The 16,162-nt window shown below is 58.2% G+C and carries 16 protein-coding genes and 1 pseudogene; 11 read left to right on the plus strand and 6 right to left on the minus strand.

What is annotated here, in order from left to right; translation table 11 throughout:
• Positions 1-5: 5 nt before the first annotated feature.
• The 3 genes from purE to WX88_RS22395 form a co-directional block, all read right to left on the minus strand.
• Positions 6-539 carry a 5-(carboxyamino)imidazole ribonucleotide mutase gene (purE, locus tag WX88_RS22385; protein ID WP_046246656.1) on the minus strand — a complete coding sequence of 178 codons (534 nt, stop codon included), beginning with the start codon at positions 537-539 and terminating at the stop codon, positions 6-8.
• Between the two features lie 53 nt (positions 540-592).
• Positions 593-1,870 (minus strand): dihydroorotase, encoded by a 1,278-nt coding sequence (locus WX88_RS22390; protein WP_046246657.1) that lies wholly within the window; start codon positions 1,868-1,870, stop codon positions 593-595.
• Positions 1,871-1,971: 101 nt separating this feature from the next.
• Complete coding sequence (locus WX88_RS22395; RefSeq protein WP_046246658.1) at positions 1,972-2,952, minus strand: aspartate carbamoyltransferase catalytic subunit; 981 nt, start codon at positions 2,950-2,952, stop codon at positions 1,972-1,974.
• Between the two features lie 775 nt (positions 2,953-3,727).
• On the opposite strand from WX88_RS22395, the gene WX88_RS28185 reads away from it, so the two are divergent.
• Positions 3,728-4,090: an SDR family NAD(P)-dependent oxidoreductase gene (locus WX88_RS28185; RefSeq protein ID WP_052732989.1), complete on the plus strand. Its 363-nt coding sequence runs from the start codon at positions 3,728-3,730 to the stop codon at positions 4,088-4,090.
• Positions 4,091-4,174: 84 nt separating this feature from the next.
• Here the strand turns inward: WX88_RS28185 and WX88_RS28190 are convergent, their stop codons facing one another.
• Positions 4,175-6,358, minus strand: coding sequence for a T9SS type B sorting domain-containing protein (locus WX88_RS28190; RefSeq protein ID WP_197076900.1), 2,184 nt, complete (start codon positions 6,356-6,358; stop codon positions 4,175-4,177).
• Between the two features lie 737 nt (positions 6,359-7,095).
• Here WX88_RS28190 and WX88_RS22410 point away from each other — a divergent pair.
• The 4 genes from WX88_RS22410 to WX88_RS22425 all read left to right on the plus strand — a co-directional run bounded on the left by WX88_RS22410 (position 7,096) and on the right by WX88_RS22425 (position 9,202).
• Complete coding sequence (locus tag WX88_RS22410) at positions 7,096-7,881, plus strand: helix-turn-helix domain-containing protein (RefSeq protein ID WP_197076901.1); 786 nt, start codon at positions 7,096-7,098, stop codon at positions 7,879-7,881.
• A 52-nt stretch (positions 7,882-7,933) separates the two neighbouring features.
• Entirely contained in the window at positions 7,934-8,323 is a 390-nt protein-coding gene (locus tag WX88_RS22415) for a VOC family protein (RefSeq protein WP_231590769.1), read from the plus strand.
• On the plus strand, positions 8,320-8,703 hold the full coding sequence (locus tag WX88_RS22420) for a VOC family protein (RefSeq protein ID WP_046246660.1): 384 nt from the start codon (positions 8,320-8,322) through the stop codon (positions 8,701-8,703). The genes WX88_RS22415 and WX88_RS22420 overlap by 4 nt, the downstream gene beginning before the upstream one ends.
• Before the next feature lie 121 nt (positions 8,704-8,824).
• A complete protein-coding gene (locus tag WX88_RS22425) occupies positions 8,825-9,202 on the plus strand; it encodes a hypothetical protein (protein WP_046246661.1) in 378 nt (125 codons plus the stop codon).
• A gap of 292 nt (positions 9,203-9,494) precedes the next feature.
• Here WX88_RS22425 and WX88_RS22430 read toward each other — a convergent pair whose 3' ends face one another.
• Positions 9,495-9,872: a VOC family protein gene (locus WX88_RS22430; protein ID WP_046246662.1), complete on the minus strand. Its 378-nt coding sequence runs from the start codon at positions 9,870-9,872 to the stop codon at positions 9,495-9,497.
• Between the two features lie 181 nt (positions 9,873-10,053).
• Here WX88_RS22430 and WX88_RS22435 point away from each other — a divergent pair, with 181 nt between their 5' ends.
• The 6 genes from WX88_RS22435 to WX88_RS22460 all read left to right on the plus strand — a co-directional run bounded on the left by WX88_RS22435 (position 10,054) and on the right by WX88_RS22460 (position 15,162).
• Complete coding sequence (locus WX88_RS22435) at positions 10,054-10,905, plus strand: AraC family transcriptional regulator (RefSeq protein ID WP_046246663.1); 852 nt, start codon at positions 10,054-10,056, stop codon at positions 10,903-10,905.
• A 589-nt stretch (positions 10,906-11,494) separates the two neighbouring features.
• Positions 11,495-12,082, plus strand: a complete 588-nt coding sequence (locus WX88_RS22440; protein WP_052732992.1) for a Crp/Fnr family transcriptional regulator — start codon at positions 11,495-11,497, stop codon at positions 12,080-12,082.
• A 79-nt stretch (positions 12,083-12,161) separates the two neighbouring features.
• Positions 12,162-12,620 carry a tautomerase family protein gene (locus tag WX88_RS22445; RefSeq protein ID WP_046246664.1) on the plus strand — a complete coding sequence of 153 codons (459 nt, stop codon included), beginning with the start codon at positions 12,162-12,164 and terminating at the stop codon, positions 12,618-12,620.
• Positions 12,621-12,624: 4 nt separating this feature from the next.
• Positions 12,625-13,635, plus strand: coding sequence for an MFS transporter (locus WX88_RS22450; RefSeq protein ID WP_052732993.1), 1,011 nt, complete (start codon positions 12,625-12,627; stop codon positions 13,633-13,635).
• A 186-nt stretch (positions 13,636-13,821) separates the two neighbouring features.
• Positions 13,822-14,130, plus strand: coding sequence for a hypothetical protein (locus WX88_RS22455; RefSeq protein WP_052732994.1), 309 nt, complete (start codon positions 13,822-13,824; stop codon positions 14,128-14,130).
• 807 nt (positions 14,131-14,937) lie between these two features.
• Positions 14,938-15,162, plus strand: a complete 225-nt coding sequence (locus tag WX88_RS22460) for a hypothetical protein (protein ID WP_046246665.1) — start codon at positions 14,938-14,940, stop codon at positions 15,160-15,162.
• Positions 15,163-15,390: 228 nt separating this feature from the next.
• On the opposite strand, the pseudogene WX88_RS29635 reads toward WX88_RS22460, so the two are convergent.
• Positions 15,391-16,035: pseudogene (locus WX88_RS29635) on the minus strand (IS5 family transposase); the annotation flags it as partial.
• Positions 16,036-16,162 lie beyond the last annotated feature (127 nt).

The following is a 16,162-nucleotide window of genomic DNA, read 5'->3' on the forward strand; positions in this document are numbered from 1 at the left end:
GTCGTTCATACTGGCAGCGTCATGGCGCGAGCGGCCTCGGTTTGTTCGGCGCGAAACGCCTGCAGCTTGGCAGCTAGGCCCGGGTCATGCAGGGCCAGCAGGCTGACCGCGAACAGCGCGGCATTGGCCGCCCCGGCATTGCCAATGGCAAACGTGGCCACGGGCACCCCTTTGGGCATTTGCACGATGCTGTGCAGCGAGTCCACCCCTTGCAAATGGCGACTGGCCACCGGCACCCCCAGCACGGGCAGCGTGGTTTTGGCGGCCATCATGCCCGGCAGGTGGGCGGCGCCCCCAGCACCGGCAATGATAGCCTGCAAGCCGCGTGGGCCGGCTTGTTCAGCGTAGGCAAACAAGTCGTCGGGCATGCGGTGGGCCGACACTACGCGCGCTTCGTGGGCCACGCCAAACTGTGAGAGAATCTGCACGGCATGCTGCATGGTGTCCCAGTCGCTGCTGGAGCCCATGACAACGCCGACAAGTGGCTTGCCCGAGACGGCACTGGAGTTGGGGGTGTTGGTTGAAGAAAGGATACTCATGAGTGGCCTTGGAGGAATGCTGGATATCTCCGGGTAGTCAAAAAACGTGGTTATTAGCGCTCCAGTAGGATTTCTGTACCTAAAACCACCAGGTCTACCCGGCCTTTCAACGTCTGGTTGATGAAGGGCGTGTTCTGGGATTTAGATTTCATGAATTCCTTCGTGAAGGTTGTTTCCGCTTCGGTATCGAACAAGACGCACTCGGCTGGTTGGCCGACTTCGATGGCGGCTACGGGCAGGCCCATCAGGCGGCGAGGCTCAGCCGAATAGCGCTTCACCACCAAGTCCCACCCAAATTTTCCGGGCCCGACAAAGTGGTGGTAGAGCGACACCAGGGCCGTATCCAGGCCGGTGATGCCGTTGGGCGCGCTGATGAAATCCTGTGCTTTTTCGAACGGCGTGTGCGGCGCGTGGTCCGTGGCAATGAGGTCAAATACGCCTTCAATCAGCCCTTCGAGCAGGGCATCGCAATCGGCCTGCGTCCGCAGCGGCGGGTTCATTTTATAGTTCGTGTCGTAGTCGCCGATGTGCTCGTCGGTGAACATCAGGTGGTGCGGGGCCACTTCCGCCGTGACCTTCACATCGCCGCGGGACTTCCACCAGCGGATGGTTTCCATGCCGAGCTTGCTGGAAACGTGTTGGATGTGAACGTGCGCGCCCGCCGCCCGGGCCAAGCGAATGTCGCGGTCGATGATAATTTCCTCCGCGCACGCCGGGGAGCCCTTGATGCCGAGCCGATAACTCATCACCCCTTCGTTCAGGGCGCGCGGCCCGGCCAGTTCCGGCACCTCGCAGTGGCTGGCGAAAAACATCCCAAACTCGGTGGCGTACTGCATCGCCCGCAGCAGCACCGCCGGGTCGGCCGTGGTGTCCCCGTCGTCGGTGAGCATCTTCACCCCGAGCTCGCGCATGCCTTCGATTTCCGCCAGTTCCTTGCCCTCGCGGTTCTTGGTGACGCAGCCGGAGGTGTACACCGGAATGCGGGACCGGTCCTTGGCATTTTCCAGCACGGTGGCCACCGAGGTGGCCGAGTCCAGGGCCGGGCGGGTGTTGGGCATCATGACCACGCCGGTAATGCCGCCATTGATGGCCGCTTCGCTGCCCGTGGTGATGGTTTCCTTGTTCTCAAATCCGGGGGCGCGGAAATGGACGTGGGCGTCAAACATGGCCGGCAGCAGAACCCGGCCGCGCGCGTCGATGACCCGGGCGCCCGCGGGAAGGGCCAGGTTGGGGCCGATGTCCTGAATTTTACCTTCGACAATCAGCACATCGCCGTCTACGAGCACAGGTGAATTTTCGGAGGCGATGCGGGCGTTTTGAAGGAGAAGCATGGATGGATGAGTACGGGAAACCGGCAAGGGGAATGGGGATGTGAAATTCTGGTTCTTGAAGAGGAAAAGACACGGGCGTAACCAGCCGCCGCAGGCGGCATTTAGGGCGTCACCACCGGTGCGGCAGCGCGCTGCGGTGCCGCATACGCTTCCTGCCGCGGGAATTCTCCGCCCGGCGTGAGCCAGTCGAGGACGGCCATGCGAACAGAAATCCCGTTTTCGACCTGGTTGGTAATCAGGCTGCGCTCGTAGTCCATGACGGCGTCGCATAGTTCCACCCCCCGGTTCACGGGGCCGGGGTGCATGACGTAGAGGCCGCGGTCGCGGATTTCCGCCAGCCGGGCGTTGGTGATGCCGTAGACCCGGTGGTATTCCCGGACGTTGGGGAAAAACTGCACGTCCTGACGCTCCAGCTGCACCCGGAGCAGGTACACGAACTCGGGCGCCCAGGCCATGGCCGCCTCGTAGTCGGTGAAGCGGCGGATGCTATCCGGGATGTACTTGGGCACCAGCGAGCCCGGGCCCAGGTACGCAACCTCCACGCCCAGTTTTTGCAGCAGAGTGCTGGTGGAGCGCGCAACGCGGGAGTGCAGAATGTCCCCAATGATGAGGACTTTTTTGCCTCTAGGGTCGGGAAACTTTTCCTTGATGGTGAAGGCGTCCAGCAGGGCCTGGGTCGGGTGCTCGTGCGCCCCGTCGCCGGCATTGATGACCGACGCCGTGGTTTGGCGGGCAATCATGCCGGGCAGGCCGGAGTGACTGTGGCGGACGACAATGTAGTCGGTTCGCATGGCCTGGAGCGTCTCTATCGTCTCGCGCACCGACTCACCCTTGGTGATGGAGGAATGGTCGACGTTGAAATTCGTCACCTCCGCCGAGAGGCGTTTGGCCGCGACCTCGAAGGAGGAGTGCGTCCGGGTGCTGGCCTCATAGAACAGCATGAGCACGGACTTGCCCTCGAGGGCGGGGATTTTTTTCACCGAGCGGGTGAAGAGTTTTTTAAAGGACGTGGATTGGTCGAGCAGGAACTCGATTTCCTCACGGTGCAGGGATGCGATGTCGAGCAGGTCTTTACGTGCCATACCGGAGAGAGGGAAAAAGAAAGTATGTGGTCAGTAGTAAGAGACGTGTAAGACTATCTGTTTTTGATGCTCTTACACCGCGTTTGAGTTATGGAGTATGAATGGGCCGCGGTGCGGCAGCCGACGAAATCAATGGACATAAAAAAACCGTTTCGGATTCCGAAACGGTGGTGGGGCAACACTCAGAAAAAACAACGGAAACACCAGAGGCAAAATCGGGAAAACCGATGGTGGTGAAGACCTTCCGGTCCACTCGCGGTTCCCTGACGAGTAGGGTCACGCGCTTCATCAACAAGTTTTTTGGTTGAAGCATGATGCAAAATTACGGCATTGTTACGCCCGGCAATTCGTTGGCAATGTTAATTTTTTTTTCGCACCGATTTTCTCAAATTTTATTTTCGACCTAACGGCCTAAACCACGCACTTTTTGTTATTCTCTGCGCCATCGAAAAAAATATGGCCCGCATAGCCAAGTGCTTTGCAAGCATAACACACCCTAACTTTAGCTCTTTATTCCGCAGCCTCAGCTGGCGGGCGACCACTCTCCGGTGGCAATCAGCCCATGAACTACTTAGCATTTCATGGGCTGCTTCGTCTTTGGTCGGCACAATTGGTATTGAAGTGGTCTGGTTAGGCCGGACAGCTTAGGGGGGTATCTTTCCTTCTTCACCATCAGCAAGCGCTTGCCCTTCCCGGTCGTGAAGCTGACCTTGCCCGAGGTGCCGGTTACGCTCCGGCAGTTGGCAACTGTCTTGTTCTAAAGATAGTTGACACTGTGGACGTTGTCAACATCGCCTCGGGCTTGGGCTTTATTCGGCGGGCTGTCACGCTAGTCTACAGTGCGACCGAAGCCGCGCTGCACTCCTACACGCAGGCGTTACGGCACCACCTCCGCGACACGGCCGTGCACGTGTTTGAAGTTGCCCCACCCAGCGTGGATACGGCCATGAACGCTAGCTCCAGCACGCAAGAGAAGCGGCCGTACGTCGGCATCGCCCCCGCCGAGTTTGCCACGGCGGCTCTGCAAGCCTTGCGTGAGAACCACCTCATGGCCCCCATCGGCCTGACCGCGGAGCTGCACCAGGCCTCCCGCGGTGATAAAGCCACCTTTGTATTTGGGCAGCTCAATGCCTGCTAACGTCTCAAGTAGCTCGTCTGGTTGCTCTGGCTGCTTTGAGAAGAATGCGCACCAAGGGAAGCGCTCAACAAAATCCGAACAGGTCTAGTGAATCACTTCGACCCACCCGTTGAATTGGCGGCCCGAGCGAGTATTCACCAAGCGGTAGTAGTAAACCCCATCAGGCTGCCCACTGGCATCCCACCGGTTGTCGTAGTGCTCTTGCTGATAAACGCGTACGCCCCAGCGGTTGAATACCTGCAGGCTTAGCTCCCGGTAGTCCAAGCCTTGCAGCACGAAGAAATCGTTAAAGGAGTCGTGGTTGGGGGTAATGATGTTGGGGATTTTATACGGGCAGTCCTCGCCATAGCGCACAGTGGTTTCAGCAGTGGCCGAGCAACCATTAAGAGTTGTCAACTTGACAGAATAACGGCCGGCCGCGACTACGGAAAGTTGCGAGCCCGTGCTGCCATCTTGCCAGCGGTAGGTGGTGCCGGGCGGCTGCGGGCCAGGGTCGAGCAAGAGGTTTGGCTCGGCGCAGATGATGAATTCAGGCTTCAATACGGGGGTGGGCCCGGCCTGGGAGGCTATCCGGATGGTATCAGTTATGGGACACTGTTGCGGCGGTGTTACCACGACCCAATACACGCCCGGGCTATTGGCCTGGAGTTGCGAAGCCGTGCTACCATCCTGCCAGCGGTAGACCGAGCCGATAGGCTGGGCCGGTACCACCGTGAGTTGCACGCTGCCTCCCGTGCACACATTGGCACTATTGACTTGCAGCCGCGCCTGGCCACGGGGCAGAATGCGGGCCGTTTGGGTGTACGTACGCACCGTGCCACTCACTTCGCGCATGGTCATGGTGATGACGTAGCTCCCTTGCCGCGCATACCGGTGCTGGGCGGTGGGGCCGGTGGCGGTATTATTGGGATTGGCTGGGTCGCCAAAATCCCAGGTGAATACGGCGTCGGTAATAGTCGGAAATACCGACGCCGTGACCGAGGTGACTTCGCCTTGGCACACATCGGTACCCAAAAGGCCGAAATTAACCAGCACATTATTAGGCACGGGCGGGCGCACCATAAGGTTGGGGAGCCCCAGCGCACTGCCCCGGTTATTGCCCCACGCTAGGCCATTAGCCCGATATCCACAGCCCACGCCGGGAATGTTGGGTGACTCGATTACACCTACGGGAGGGTAAATGGCGGTGCTTGTAGAGATTCTGTCAGCACGGGCTACGTATATTTTTTGGTCGGGGCCAAGCTGCAAGGCTCCGGTGACCCCGTACGGGTTAAGCAGGTCGATATCGGTACGGGTCAGCAAGTTGAATTGTCGAATTCGGCCATTAAAGCTGGCATAGAGCAGGTTGCCATCGGGCGAGAATTCGACGCCGTAAAACCCCGGAGCATTTGCCTGTTGGCCCAGCAGGCGGGGATTAGAAACAATGCCGGTCCCGTAGTTGAAGTCGAACAATTCGAGGTCATTAGTATTGTACTGTGCCACGGCCAGCTTCCGACCATCGCGCGAGACTTTCATGTAGCCGATGGCATTGTAGTCTCGACGAGGATTATAGCCCCCCTGGTGGATGGTGCCGCCGGCCGACAGTACCGGCGGGCCAACGATTCCCCTATCAGTAAGCAGGTAGCAGACAAACACATTGCTGTTCCAAGCGTGCACCATTATCCAGATGTCGCGCTGGTTAGCATGGCGTACCGCCAACAGCTTTTCGGTCAGGCGACCATCGCCCACGGGCACCGCCAGGGAAGTAGCTTTGCTTATTACCTCCCCTAGCCCACCCTGCCGGGCCATGTCGACCACCGAATAGCGGAGGCCACCCACCAAGCCGTTCTCTGCGGCATCGACGGTGAAAATGTAGTACTCGGTAGTGCTACCGGGCCGGGGCACAACTACCACCCCCTGGGTAGCCGAATTAGGCACCCATTCGGTGCGCGTACTGTCGCTGAAAGCCCCCAGATTGCTGCCATTTACCAGCCGGCGGTGCAGGCGATTCCAAGCATATACCCCATTGGTATAGAACAATAGGTTGCCTTGCGCATCAGAAATTGCCGCGCTGCTTTCGCCCGACGTCATCACTCCATCCGAGAGTGCGCGGGCGGTGCCCCCGACAAAGGAGATACCCGCCCGATACCCAAAATACCAGTTGTCAAACTCGCCCTGAGCAAGTGCCAACCGACCCGGAAGCCCTAGTGCCAGCATCGCCACCGATAATACCAGGGCCCGCCCCCAATTTAGCCGTCTTAGCTGGGTGAGCGCAGAAACTGCTAGCACGATGCATAGAACAATGAGTACAGAAGCGGCCATATTGGCTTTATGGAAATTAAGTAATAGGTATCAGTGAGGTTTCGCACAAAGATATAGGGACTTTTAGAGCCCCTATTGACAACTGAACTCGTGAGGCGTTTTGCCGCGTAGCCACTTGGCGCAGTTGTAGGCAAGCAAAAAGGGCTTGCAGAGGGGGCTGCTCTGATAGTGCTAATGATGCAAGGAGGACTCTTTCAGTGGGGCATCGAAGCATTCGACTTAGCCATTGATCTAGGAATAAGCAAATTGGGTCGGTGGTGCTCAATGCCATACCCGTTATACACGCAATCGAATGCCTGGCACCACAACGTGAACCTGAGCGCCGCCGTGGCTCGCTACGTGAGTGGCGATAATGCTCCTTGCTCCATCACGTCGGTGTAGCTTTTTTTGAGCCGGCTAGTATGCGTGGCCCTGCCTAGCTATATCAAGGTGGCGGGCCTCTCTGTCCTCTCCTGATGCTGGTTCGTAAGACATACGCTGGGAAAGTAGTGCGGTTAAGATATTGTGAATCAAATGGAATTGCTCTGTGTACGAAAACCGCCTCCCCGTTTGTCCGCCTCGCTAAGAATACTTCCCCCGAACGTGGGTTGAGCAAAAAGTCCGGTTTGTACAATACTACTTCGCCTGCCGGCGCCACTTTTGCACCCGTTCAGCAGCGAGCCTTGTTGTCGCTCACCAGGGTTTTCGTCGCCATCTGTTCCGCTATGATTGACCACGCATTCATCCGTCGCTTGTACCGCCCGCTGCAGCCAGATGCTGCAAGCGGACTTTTGCGGTACCGGGAATATGCCCCAGCCGCCGCCCTGCTGCCCTGGGTGCATTGTTACTGGACCTTGGCCGCTGCTTCCTTCCCGGCACAATACGCCGTAGTGGCAGACGGCTGCGTCGACCTCATCCTGAATTGTGCGTTCCCCTACGATGCTTGGGTGGCGGGCAGCGCGGCCACTGCCTTTCGCGTAGACCTGCCCACGGGTAGTAATTATTTTGGGGTGCGGCTGCTGCCTGGCACGTTCACGCGCTTGTTTGCCTGCTCTGCCGACGAGGTGGCCAACACCCTGGCCCCGGCCGAATTGGTACTCGGCCCGGTCATCCGCCATTGGGCCGAGCGGATGCAGCTAGCCGCCGACCCAAGCCAGCGCCTGACGCTGACCGACGCCTGGTTGCAGGAGCAACTGGCCGCCAGCGGGGCGCCAGCCCTGGACGCGCCGCTGGCCCGCGCGCTATACCACGTGCTCATCAGCCGGGGCAACGCCCGGATTGAGCACGCGGTAGCCGACTGGGTGGGCCCGCGCCAGCTGCGGCGGCTTTTTGCCCGGCACATTGGCTTGGCGCCGAAGGTGTTTGCGCGCATCGTGCGGTTCCAGGCGGCTCTGGATACTTTACGCCCCGCCACGCCGCCCGACTGGGCCGGTGCCGTAGAGGCAGCCGGATATTTTGATCAACCCCACCTGCTGCGAGAGTTCCGCCAGTTCTATGGGCGCCGTCCTTAGGACGGGTTGCTTTGCTCCACAAGCTTTGTCTCACCTAACTTATATCTTAACCATGAACCGCATGAAACTGTGTGCCGGGATTGTCACGACGCGCCTGGCCGAAACCAAGGCATTCTACCTCGCTCTGGGATTTCACATCAAATTCGAAGCCGATTGGTATCTGCTGCTGGAAGCACCCGGCCACGGGGATGAAATCAGTTTCCTGCTGCCTGGATTACCCGACCAGGCGGCCGTGTTCCGGCCGGCGTTCAGCGGCCAGGGGATTTTCGTCACCATTGAAGTGGAGGATGTGGATGCCGTGTACCGGACCTTCGAGCAGCTACCCGACCTACCAGTAGCAGTGCCCCTGCGTGACGAACCGTGGGGAGACCGGCACTTTGCGCTGGTGGATCCGAACGGCGTCGCCCTGGATTTTGTCACGCGTACTGAGCCGACGGCATGAGGCTATCTACCGAGATTTATACCCCGTACGTGGCGGCCTGCCGGGACTTCTACGTGCGCTACTTCGGATTTCGGGTGCAACAGGAGTTGACGGGCTTTGCCGTGCTGCGCCCGCCCGAGTCCGATGCCGTGGACCTGTTGTTTTGCGAACCTTACTCCGAATTTGTGCAGTCCGTGTTTCATCGGCCTTTCACCGGCGAGGGCGTGTTGTTGCAGTTGGAAGTCGAAGACGTAGCGGCGGAGTACCACCGCCTGCAGCAGCTTGGGGCGCCGTTTGCGTTAACGCTAGTGGAGGAGCCATTCAATGGCCAGCATTTTACCGTGCGTGACCCGGCGGGGCTACTGGTAGATGTTGTCCAAGCCGTCAGGGAGGTAACCTAGCATCAGGCACCTGCTCCTGCGTGAGAATTTCTGCCTTATCAGGAGGCTATTAACAACAGAAGCAACTTCCGATTCGTAGGTTTTCCTTACCAAGGGTCAACCGCTCGCCCAGCTGCTGTACATGGCCTATTTCAACGCGGGGCTGCGGGTGTTCAACGTCGCCAATCCGCGCCAGCCAATGGAAGTTGGCCACTTCCTGCCGCCGGAGCTTACCAAGCGCTACGGTCCCATGCCCAAGGGGCCACTGGTATTGCAAACCGAAGACGTGCTGGTGGACCGCCGCGGGTTCATCTACCTCACGGATAAGAAACAGGGCCTGTGGATTGTCCGCTACACCCGCTCTGTGCCGGAAGCCTCTCCGGTGTCAGCAGAAGTTGTTTTTAAGAGTGTTACAAACTGCGAAGAGCTCGAGCATCGACACTCCACTCTTCGCTACCGGTCACCTAACCATTTCAAAAATCATCTCCAAATCACAGCCGAAAGTGTTCGATATAATTAGACCAGCCCACCCCCTGGTGTAGCCATCTTCCCGGCAGAAGCACCCATGCCGGAAGCATGGGCCAACCAAACCACATGACGAACATTAAACAGGTTATTAGAATGCCAAAAGCTTCCCTCTGCTATCCTTTCCATACCAGCTTAGACCAAGCCCCGCTCGCCGAGCGAGGGACCGCGCAGCAGCCTGCTCAGCCCAACTTGAGCTTACGGAAACTTTATCCCCGGGCCGCTACAAAAAGCCGCCAGTAAAGCATGCTCCGCTGTTATCAGGTAGCAATGCACTACTACGGTGTTCAAACAGTCAGCTCCAGCAGATTGCCGTCGGGGTCAGCTACTACGCTCTCGTAGTAGCCATCGCCCGTCGTGCGGGGCTCGCCGATTACGGAGTAGCCTGCCGCGCGTAAGCGCTCGGTTAAGTGGTTTACCTGTGCGGGGCTGCCGGTGGCAAATGCCAGGTGGGCATAACCCAGGTGGGAGCCCGCCGCCACCGGCAGGGCCGGCTGATGCATCAATTCCAGCCGCGCCCCGGAAGCAAAGGAAAGAAAGTAGGAGGTGAATTCCCGAATAGGATTGTGGTAACGCGGACCGGCGACGGCCCCGAAAAAAGTGGTGTAGAAAGCGCAGGACCGCTCCAAATCGGGCGTCCACAAAGCAATGTGTGTTAAGTACATAGGAACTTGATGAAGGAAAACGAAAAGGCCGCAAGCGGCTCTAAGTAGCAGAAGAGCCACGGACAGCGCAAAGGTCCAGTCCTTATAGAGCCCCGGCTAAGCCGATGTTGACGTATTTGCATACCCTATTGCCTATTTTACCGGCTTGCTGCGGCCATTGTCCCCCTACGCGGTACATGTTATGAAACTGGAGCGGGAGCATATTCTTTTGCTGGGTGAGAGTTCCTTCCGGGCTTTTCGCCACGATGCTACGAACCCCTGCCGGATGCAATGGCACTATCATCCAGAATTCGAGCTATTGTACTTGCCAGGCGGTGACGGCCTGCGCCACATTGGCCAGCACCACGGGCGCTACGACGACGGGGAACTGTTGCTGCTCGGCCCCAATGTGCCTCACCTGAGCTACGGCTTCGGCCAAAGTCTTGCCTTCGAAGAGATTGTGGTGCAGTTTCCCGCTGGCCTGCTCAGCGCTGACCTGCTGGCTCGCCCTGAACTGGCGCCCATTAGGGAACTGCTTCGCCGGGCTGCAACGGGTGTGGTATTTCCGGCCGATGTGCATCGCACTGTTGGGCCCCGGTTTCGACCGCTGCTCACGCTTGCTCCCTGGGAGCGGTTCATCAGTCTGCTGGGCATTTTGCGGGAACTTGCGCTCGTTACCACGGCAACCAACCTGAATGCTGGGCCCCCAGTAGGCGGGGCATCGCCCGCCGACCAGCAGCGCCTGCAGCGGGTACTAGCGCTAGTAGAGCAGCGGTTGCCGGAGCCGCTCAACGTGGCGGAGCTAGCGGCCGAGGCCGCCCTGTCGGTGCCCGCGTTCTGCCGATTCTTTAAGCGTCTGACCCAGCGCACCACCACCCAGTTTCTCAACGAGCGCCGGGTGGAGCGTGCCTGCCAGCTACTGGGAGTGGCGCCCACCATCACGGAGGCCGCCTATGCCAGCGGCTTTCACAATCTATCTTATTTTAACCGCGTCTTCCGACAGCAGCTGGGCGAAAGCCCCTCGGCTTACCAACGCCGGGTTACCGTCCCATAGAGGGCTGCACTGCCTGCTTATAGTTTGATTATAAAAATTTTTCAAAGAATTCTGATTGATTCATATTTTCTGACCAAATCATATTTTCTGATTGAGTCATGCTGGTTGATTAGGGCTTGCCTTCACCGCAGCTATTTCAGCGGCTTGCCGCTGAGTGCCCGGCCAAGCCACTGTCTGTACCCGTCGCTCCCTCGTAAGGCGGCCACTTTGCACAATGAGCAATGCGAAAATCACGCGCTTTATCTCCAGTCAGTCGGTACCCCGCAGTAATTCACCCCGGTGACACCTCCTGTAAGCCGAGTCGAAGGCGGGGATGAATTTGAAATTTGGCGGGAACGTCAGGCAACGCTTTGGTGCAGCAGCGGAGGTACTGGTCAATAAACACCCATTTTCTGGTCTCCTTTCGACTATCGAAAAAGCAAGATGCCCTACATTCGTGTTTCGCCTCTTTTCGCTACCATCCCGCTTTTGCCCGTGAAGACTCGGCTACGTCTGGGTCAGCCCCCACGAACAGGTGCTGAGTCTGCAATGCAACGGCGGCCGCTCCTCCTCCCGTGATGTTTGGGTCTATTCCTAACGCAACCCCGATATGAGTGAATCAGTAGAGCAATACTTTCGCACGACGGCCGCCGTGCCGGCGGCCGAATGGGATTTTCTGGCCACGCGACTGCGCATCCAGACGTTGGCTAAACAAGAGCTTTGGTTACCCGCCGGCCAAGTGGACCGGCAATTGGCTTTCGTTGAAACGGGCGTACTGCGCTCCTTTCTCACCACCGATGAGCGCGAAATCACCAACGATTTTTTTCTGGCGGGCTCGGTGGCGGCGGCTTTCACGAGCTTCCTGACCCAAGCACCTTCGGCCTGGACGGTGCAGGCGCTGGCTCCTTGCCAACTGGCCACCATTTCCTACGAGTTGCTCCAGACGCTCTATGCCCGCCACAGCTGCTGGTTGCACTGGGGGCGGCAGCTGCTGGAAGCGCAGTTTTTGCACAAGTGCCGGCGCGAAACGGCCTTTTTGCGCGCCTCGGCCGCTGAGCGCTACCACACCCTGTGCCAGCAGTATCCCACACTGGAGCAGCAGGTGGCTCAGTACCACATTGCCTCCTACCTGGGCATCAAGCCCGAAACCCTGAGCCGGCTGCGCGCCGCAACAGCGGCCGTTCCACTCATTTCTTGATGTAGGTCAAGGCCTCGCATACGGGGGGCGGCGGACTTTTGAGGTATTGCTTTATTCCTCATTTAGTCTGTCACAGCGCATGCCTTTTCTGCACCTCACGCTTAGTGCGCCGCCCTCCCCGGCCCTTACGGCCCAGGTAGCCGCGGTACTTACCCAGCTCACCTCGCAGGTGCTGCGTAAGTCGCCCGAGCTGACTTCCATTGCCCTGAACTACGTAGACCCCACCCACTGGCTGGTGGCGGGCAAAACCCTGGCCGAGCAAGGGTTAGCCAGCTTCTTTCTTGACCTCCGGATTACGGATGGCACCAATACCAAAGACGAGAAAGCCGCCTACCAGCAGCAGGTTTTTGCCCAACTGGGGGAGCTGCTGGGGCCGCTGCATCCGGTGAGCTACGTGTGCATTCACGACGTGCGGGCCGAAGCGTACGGCTACGGCGGGCTCACCCAGGAGTTCCGCTACGTGCAGGGCAAGCTGAAGCCCGTTGCCGCCCCTTCCTCGCCGTCCCACGTCAGCAACGGCTTGCACGTACCGGCGTAGGAGCATGCAAACCGGGTTCTTTCGCGCTTTTCGAAGCCGCAACTACCGCCTGTTTTTTGCCGGTCAATCCCTGTCGCTGCTCGGCACCTGGATGCAGAAAACGGCCGTGAGCTGGGTGATTTACACGCAGACGCACTCTGAATTTATGCTGGGACTGAGCGTGTTTGCCTCGATTTTCCCCTCGGCCCTGCTTTCGCTGCTGGGCGGTATCGTAACCGACCGGTACCCGGCCTACCGCATTTTGCTGCTCACGCAGGTTTTGTCGATGGCGCAGGCCGCCCTGCTGGCCCTGGCCGTGTGGGTGAAGCCGCATGCGGTGTGGGAAATCCTGGGGCTGAGCGCAGTCCTGGGGCTCATCAATGCCTTCGACTTGCCCGCCCGCCAATCGTTGGTATACGGGCTGGCGGAGGACAAGCAGGACCTGCCCGCTGTAGTAGCCATGAGTTCGTCGATGGTTAATGCCGCCCAGCTACTGGGGCCGGTGGTGGCGGGCTTCGTGCTGGCGCGGCTGGGCGCCACCACCTGCTTTGGCCTCAATGCGCTCAGCTTTGTGGCCGTTATCGGGTCGATGGTGGCCATGCGGCTTCCACCCATGGCGGCCCCCGCCACAGGCCGCAACCTACGGGACGACTTAAGCGCCGGCTTCCGTTACTTGCAAGCCACGCCCGACATTCGCTTCATTATCGTGATGATGGCGCTGCTCAGCTTGTTGGTGCTGCCCTTTACCACCCTGCTGCCGGCTTACGCCAAAGACGTTTTCCAGGGTACGGCCACCACGCCACGCGCACGGCCACTTGCCACGCTGGTTCGGGCACGAGCTGGCCCTGCTGCCGATGCCAAGCATGGTACGCGATTGGGGCGACGTGCAAGACATAGCAGAATTGGTGCACGGGCACGTGGGCGGACCGCTGAGCGATGTGCTGATGTGCTGGTAGGCGCTCACCGGGCCGGCTGGCCGAGCCTGCGCGTCAAGCAGGCGCTGACCAAGGCTTTTTTTAAAATTAAGGTAGTTTAAAAGCTGTTTGAGTTAACTTCGGGTTACCCTTCCAGCCTTGTTTCTGCGGCCCGCAAGCGGTACAGTTCCGATTTGTCGCTCCGCGACTGGCAGCATTTAGCGCCGTTGTTCGTGGTAGAGCGACGGGGCAACTGGCCGCTTGCCGAGGTCGTTAACGCCATCTTCTACGTGCCTGTCTGAACGTAAGTGCCCGCAAAGGGGCCCAAAAAAGTGGGGTCCACGGCCGTGGTTATCGACACGCAAAGCGTGAAGAACGCAGCGACGGCTACGGGAGTAACCGTCGGCTTTGACGCGGGCAAGCTGGTGAAAGGACGCAAGCGGCCGGCGCTGACCGATAGGCTGGGCAACATCCTGGACAGCAATATGTTGCCGTCCAACAAATACGATGGCACAGCAGCCAGTGCTTTTGGGGACGAGGGAGTGGCCACTCACGAATTGCTGGGCTGGGTGCGGGTCGTCTTTGTGGACAGCACGTTTCATGGGATCTTCCGCTAACACTTGGCTCGCCGCTATAGCATCCGCGTGAAAAAACCGGCGCATGTGGCCGTCGAGAAGACGACTTTCTGTGTTCACGCGTGGCGCTGGATGATGGAATGAACTTTGGCGTGAATGAGCGCAAATTGATGATTGTCAAATAAATGAGACCTCAGCTTGCGCCACGCAAACGCGTGGATTACTCTCGCCAGCATCCGACGTGTCCTCAAATTTTGCTAATTCAAATAGCTTCTTAGGCATGACGTACAGAAGCAGGACGTATATCTCTTCTGTAATTGAGCTAGTTGCAGCCGGGGTCTTAATTGCCACGACCTAAGTCATTGACCGAACAAAAACAGCTATTCAGCGAGCACAATAGCCTGTTCGGCACGGGAGAAAGCTTGCCCCTTATCTGCACGGGTAAGTTTGTATCAAGTAAGTAATTGTACTCTTTGTTATCATTATGGATTATATGTACCATTATATCATTAATTGTTAACTGTGTTGTATCTGGCACGAATAATTATTTTATTACGATTAATTAGGTGAGATTATAGAATACAATCTTATGATAAAGTAGTCACGCCCACTAGTCGGCTCTTGTGGAATAGCAGTAGGGGACATCTCAGAAAATGGAAAACATAGTCCGTTCAGCGTCTCTACCCTAGCCGTGGGGGCTCACATTACGCGCTCCGAAAAAAAGCCTCTCAACTGTTGTTTTCGAGACCATAGCATGGATGCTATGGGGCATTCAAAAAAATTTGCTCTGAACGCAGGGATGTCCTACAAGCCTAGTCAATTTTAAACCAACTTTTTATTTTCCATTACATGCTTGACAAACCCCTTGCTTTGATGCAGCTCGCCTCTGTTGGTAGTAACGTCGTGGTTGATGCCAACACAAAGTCGGTACCGGAACTGATTCAGCTTGTGGGCGCCGTTGGGCGCCGGCAGGGTCACATCACCATCAAAAACGCGCACGCGAAATCGACGATTGACCTGATGACGATTGCCAAGGTGTACTTACGCTGCATCACCTTCGATTTTACAGCGTAAAGCACCTCTAAGGAACCGGTTTCGTTACGGTTTTTACTACTACCAGCGATGGTGGAAAGTGCCGGATTTAGCTTCCTCATTTCCGGACATTCTACCAGCCAGTGGCAACCGTGGCCAGTCGGTTAGACCTACTCGCTACAACGGAGCAAGAAATGACGGGAAAGGTCCTGCTAGGGTGTGAGGACAGTTAACGTTGCCAATTGAGCGCAGCGAGTAGGTGCGCAGTCGCTAAGCAGGAAACGGCCGTCTTGTCGTAACGTGTGGCAAAGCCGCTGGCTTCCGTGAGCCGCCCAAAGAAACGTTCGGCCTTATTGCGGTCGGCGTAGAGGTTTTGGTCGTAGGCGCGGCGCTCGGTACGGCTGGTTTTGGGCGGAGTGACTGTCTCGGCGTTGCGAACGGCAATGCGGCTAGCATGGCATTGGGATCGTAGGGGTTGTCGGCCACGACGGCCCCAGGTATGTGGCATAAGCCTGCCAACAAGGCCGGCAGCTGCGTGTAATCGACCCAGTGGCCCGGCGTCAGGACCAAGTGCAGGCAGTTGCCCAACGCGTCGAGCACGGCGTGCAACTTGGTCGAGAAACCGCCCCAACTGCGGCCGAATCCTTCGGCCGCGGCTTTGTGGGCCTTGACCGTGGTGGAGTTCACCAGCACCCAGGCGTAGTCGGGTTCGTGCACCGCTTGGTATAGGGCTTCCCACACCCCAGCTTGCGCCCAGTGCCGAAAGCGCCACGCGACCGTATTCCAGGGGCCAAACCGCTCGGGCAAGTCGCGCCAGGCTACGCCCGTCCGCACGCGGTAGAGCACGGCATTAACAAACAGACAGTTGTCGCGCCCTCGGCGCAACCGGCCCCATGTGAAGGGTTCGACGACTTTCCATTCGTGTTCACTTCATTCGTGGCGACGCATTCACCAAAACTACCCCTTACTGTCCACAATCGCTATAGGCTGTTATGGGCTTGTAGGCGAACTTAGCGGGCATGGAAGTCCCGCGCCATGCTTA

The organism is Hymenobacter terrenus (genome assembly GCF_000972495.1).
Classification (GTDB): Bacteria; Bacteroidota; Bacteroidia; order Cytophagales; family Hymenobacteraceae; genus Hymenobacter; species Hymenobacter terrenus.

Excerpts from the sequence above, each read along its gene's own strand:
- purE (WP_046246656.1), bottom strand. The coding sequence starts at position 539 with ATGAGTATCCTTTCTTCAACCAACACCCCCAACTCCAGTGCCGTCTCG.
- WX88_RS22390 (WP_046246657.1), bottom strand. The coding sequence starts at position 1,870 with ATGCTTCTCCTTCAAAACGCCCGCATCGCCTCCGAAAATTCACCTGTG.
- WX88_RS22395 (WP_046246658.1), bottom strand. The coding sequence starts at position 2,952 with ATGGCACGTAAAGACCTGCTCGACATCGCATCCCTGCACCGTGAGGAA.
- WX88_RS22410 (WP_197076901.1), top strand. The coding sequence starts at position 7,096 with ATGATTGACCACGCATTCATCCGTCGCTTGTACCGCCCGCTGCAGCCA.
- WX88_RS22415 (WP_231590769.1), top strand. The coding sequence starts at position 7,934 with ATGAACCGCATGAAACTGTGTGCCGGGATTGTCACGACGCGCCTGGCC.
- WX88_RS22420 (WP_046246660.1), top strand. The coding sequence starts at position 8,320 with ATGAGGCTATCTACCGAGATTTATACCCCGTACGTGGCGGCCTGCCGG.
- WX88_RS22425 (WP_046246661.1), top strand. The coding sequence starts at position 8,825 with ATGGCCTATTTCAACGCGGGGCTGCGGGTGTTCAACGTCGCCAATCCG.
- WX88_RS22430 (WP_046246662.1), bottom strand. The coding sequence starts at position 9,872 with ATGTACTTAACACACATTGCTTTGTGGACGCCCGATTTGGAGCGGTCC.
- WX88_RS22435 (WP_046246663.1), top strand. The coding sequence starts at position 10,054 with ATGAAACTGGAGCGGGAGCATATTCTTTTGCTGGGTGAGAGTTCCTTC.
- WX88_RS22440 (WP_052732992.1), top strand. The coding sequence starts at position 11,495 with ATGAGTGAATCAGTAGAGCAATACTTTCGCACGACGGCCGCCGTGCCG.
- WX88_RS22445 (WP_046246664.1), top strand. The coding sequence starts at position 12,162 with ATGCCTTTTCTGCACCTCACGCTTAGTGCGCCGCCCTCCCCGGCCCTT.
- WX88_RS22450 (WP_052732993.1), top strand. The coding sequence starts at position 12,625 with ATGCAAACCGGGTTCTTTCGCGCTTTTCGAAGCCGCAACTACCGCCTG.
- WX88_RS22460 (WP_046246665.1), top strand. The coding sequence starts at position 14,938 with ATGCTTGACAAACCCCTTGCTTTGATGCAGCTCGCCTCTGTTGGTAGT.